5 protein-coding genes are annotated in these 3,390 nt (G+C 75.0%); 4 read left to right on the forward strand and 1 reads right to left on the reverse strand.

The annotated features are described in order from the left end of the window. Together AC0CYZ_RS29830 and AC0CYZ_RS29835 are read left to right on the forward strand one after the other, a co-directional pair. On the forward strand, nt 1-330 hold a 330-nt coding region (locus AC0CYZ_RS29830; protein WP_472221733.1), incomplete at its 5' end, for a YciI family protein. Between the two features lie 11 nt (nt 331-341). Continuing rightward, nucleotides 342-1,493 (forward strand): RNA polymerase sigma factor, encoded by a 1,152-nt coding sequence (locus AC0CYZ_RS29835; protein ID WP_472221737.1) that lies wholly within the window; start codon nt 342-344, stop codon nt 1,491-1,493. Nucleotides 1,494-1,505: 12 nt separating this feature from the next. Here the strand turns inward: AC0CYZ_RS29835 and AC0CYZ_RS29840 are convergent, their stop codons facing one another. Next, nucleotides 1,506-2,585, reverse strand: a complete 1,080-nt coding sequence (locus tag AC0CYZ_RS29840; RefSeq protein ID WP_472221734.1) for a LuxR C-terminal-related transcriptional regulator — start codon at nt 2,583-2,585, stop codon at nt 1,506-1,508. A gap of 87 nt (nt 2,586-2,672) precedes the next feature. On the opposite strand from AC0CYZ_RS29840, the gene AC0CYZ_RS29845 reads away from it, so the two are divergent. Both AC0CYZ_RS29845 and AC0CYZ_RS29850 read left to right on the forward strand, forming a co-directional pair. Next, nucleotides 2,673-3,092, forward strand: a complete 420-nt coding sequence (locus AC0CYZ_RS29845; protein WP_472221735.1) for an ester cyclase — start codon at nt 2,673-2,675, stop codon at nt 3,090-3,092. A gap of 63 nt (nt 3,093-3,155) precedes the next feature. Continuing rightward, a partial coding sequence (locus tag AC0CYZ_RS29850) for a hypothetical protein (protein ID WP_472221736.1) occupies nt 3,156-3,390 on the forward strand: 235 nt, incomplete at its 3' end.

Genomic DNA, 3,390 nt, shown 5'->3' on the forward strand with positions numbered 1-3,390 from the left:
CCGGAGGAGGTCGACGCCCACATGCAATACATGAGCGACTTCGCGAAGCGGCTGGAGGAGACCGGGGAGTTCGTCGACGCCCAGGCGCTGGCGAACGAGGGCGCGTTCGTCCGCTCCGACGGCGACGGCCGCCCGCCGGTGACCGACGGGCCGTTCGCCGAGACCAAGGACCTCATCGCCGGCTGGATGATCATCGACGTGGAGTCCTGGGACCGCGCGGTCGAGCTGGCCGGCGAACTGTCCGCCGCCCCGGGTCAGGGTGGCGAGCCGATCCACGAGTGGCTCGAGGTCCGGCCGTTCCTCACCGGCGTGCCGGGGTCCCCCGAGTGACGGAGCCACCGATCGGGGCCGCCCTGCTGCGGGACCTCGTCCCCGCGGTGATCGGCGTCCTCGTCCGGCGCGGAGCGGACTTCGCGTCGGCCGAGGATGCCGTGCAGGAAGCGCTGATCCGGGCCCTCGAGACCTGGCCGGACGACCCTCCGCGGGACCCGAAGGGCTGGCTCGTCGCGGCGGCGTGGCGTCGCTTCCTCGACGCGGCCCGCGCCGAGTCCTCGCGACGGGGGCGGGAGCTCGCCGTCGAGACCCGGGCCGCGCCGCCCGCGGACCCGACCCCCGCCGGCGACGACACGCTGCGGCTGTACTTCCTGTGTGCGCACCCCTCCCTGCCGCCGGCGGCGGCCGTGGCCCTGACCCTGCGCGCGGTCGGAGGCCTGACGACGAGGCAGATCGCCGAGGCGCACCTCGTGCCCGAGTCGACGATGGCGCAGCGGATCAGCCGGGCGAAGAAGCGGATCGCGGGGCTCCGGCTCGACCAGCCCGGCGATCTCGGGGCTGTTCTGCGGGTGCTCTACCTCGTCTTCAACGAGGGGTACGGCGGCGACGTCGACCTGGCGGCCGAGGCGATCCGCCTGACCCGCCAGCTCGCGGCCCTGACCGACGAGCCCGAGGTCGCGGGGCTGCTCGCGCTCATGCTGCTGCACCACGCACGTCGGGCCTCCCGCACCGGCCCGTCGGGGCGCCTGGTCCCGCTCGCCGAGCAGGACCGGTCGCGCTGGGACACGGGCCTGATCGCCGAGGGCGTGGCGATCCTGCAGACCGCGCTCGCCCGTGACCGACTGGGCGAGTACCAGGCGCAGGCCGCGATCGCCGCCCTGCACGCGGACGCCCCGAGCACCTCCGAGACGGACTGGACGCAGATCGTGGAGTGGTACGACGAGCTGCTGGCCCTCACCGGCAGCCCGGTGGTGCGACTCAACCGCGCGGTGGCGGTCGGCGAGGCCGACGGGCCGCAGGCCGGCCTGACCGCGCTGGCCGACGTCGACCCCGGCCTGCCCCGGCACACCGCGGCGCGGGCGTACCTGCACGAGCGCGCCGGCGACCTCGAACAGGCCGGCGAGCTCTACGCCGAGGCCTCCCGCACCGCGACCAGCGTGCCCGAGCGTGACCACCTCACGCGGGAGGCCGCGCGGGTGAGGCACCTGCTGCGTCGGTGACCCTGGCGGCGCTCACCCGTGGGTCGCCGTCGCGAGCAGCCGACCCATGAGCTCCCGGCGGGAGCGGACCCCGACCTTGTCGAAGATCGCGGTGAGGTGGTCCTGCACGGTGTGGCGGGAGATGTGCAGCTCGTCGACGATCGCCGCGGTCGACATCCCCCGCAGCACCAGCCGGGCGACCTCGGTCTCGCGCGGCGTGAGGCCGTGCGCGGCGAGGAGCAGCGGCGCCGTCATGTGCGCATCGGCGTGCTCGACCACGACGGCGATCGGGCCCGGCGGCGACCCGGCCGTCGGGTCCCCGTGCAGGCGGGCCGCGTGCACGTGCAGCCAGCCGCCGCCGCGGGCCCGCGCCCGGGCACGGGGGACGAGGGACGCGGTGCCGTGCTCGAGCGCGAGGAGCGCCGCGGCCGCCGTGTGCACCGGCGCCGGCACCGGGACGCCGTCGGCCCCCCGGTCGAGGACGCGCGCCATCAGCTCCTCGGCCCGGGGCGTGGCCGCGACGACGTCGAGGTGGTCGCTGAGCAGCACGACACCGGGGCCCGCGTCCGGGTCCACGGAGCGGGCGCCGTGGACCAACGTGGCGCGGCGCAGCGCCTCGGCGATGTGCGGACCGACGCGCGACAACAGCGTCGTGTCCGCGGAGCCGAACCCGGACGCCGCGTCCTCGCGGTGCAGGCAGAGGTAGCCCCAGCACTGCTCGTCGACGACCAGGGCGGCGCGCAGCTCGTCGCCGAGGCCGAGCGGACGCATGATCTCGCGGGCCCGCGCACTCGACGCGCGCTCGTGCCGCGTGGCCTCGTCCAGGGTGGCGACGTGGTGCGGCGAGGCCGCCAGCGCGGCGAAGGTGTTGACGTCGCCGCCGGCGAACTCGTTGTCCACGAAACGGCGCTGCGCCTGCGCGAGCGGCTCCTCCGCCCGGGCTCCCGTGAACAGCAGAGTCTCCGGGTCGGCGGTCGCGAAGAACGCGGCGTCGACCGACATCACGTCCCGCAGCGAGGCCAGGACCTCCCGACGCACCCCGTCGACGTCGCGGCCGCGGTGGCAGGCCCGGATCACGCGCTGTTCGAGCCGTGCCGCGGTCTGCCTGCCCATCCCGGCAGCGTGGGCCCGCCGAGGCGCGATGTCACCCCCAAGGAATTGGGATGGAACCGGTTCGTGGTCCGGCCGACGCTTCGGGCCATGAGCAACCACCTCACCGAGAACAAGAAGATCGTCGACGCCTTCGTCCAGGCCCTGTTCACCGACGGGGACCTCGACGCCGTCGACCGCCACCTGGCACCCGACTTCGTCCACCACGACCCCCCGTTCTCCGGGTCCCCCTGGGGGCGGGAGGACGTGCGCAGGATGGCGGCGATGTTCCGGACGGCGCTCCCGGACTGGCACAGCGACCTCGAACTGCTCGTCGCCGAGGACGACCTCGTCGCGGAACGGTTCACCGCGTCAGGGACCCACCGGGGCGAGCTCATGGGCGTCGCGGCCACCGGCAAGACCCTGGTCCTGCCCGGGGTCAACATCTACCGGCTGCGTGACGGTGCGATCACGGAGTGGTGGACCCGCCTCGACGAGCTCGGCCTGCTCCGCCAGCTCGGGCTCGCGTGAGCGGGCCGGCCTGAGTAGTTTCCCGCTCCCCCGCGCCCCGGACCGCCGGGCACCGTGCCGGACGTGACCTCGCTCCTGGCGACGCTGAACGTGCTCGCGCTGCTCGGCGTCGGCGGCCTGTTCACGTTCTTCTCGCTGCTCCCGTTCGCGATGGCGAACGACAGCCCGCTGTGCGGGCCCCTCGTGACGTACGGCTTCCTGCAGCTGGCGGCGTTCGGGGGACTGATCGCCTCGGTCGTCGCCGGGATGGCCGTCGCGGGGCGGGCCGGGGACGCCGTCGGGTGGTCGGCGGTGGGGA

The sequence above is a fragment of the Actinomycetospora sp. genome (genome assembly GCF_055612215.1).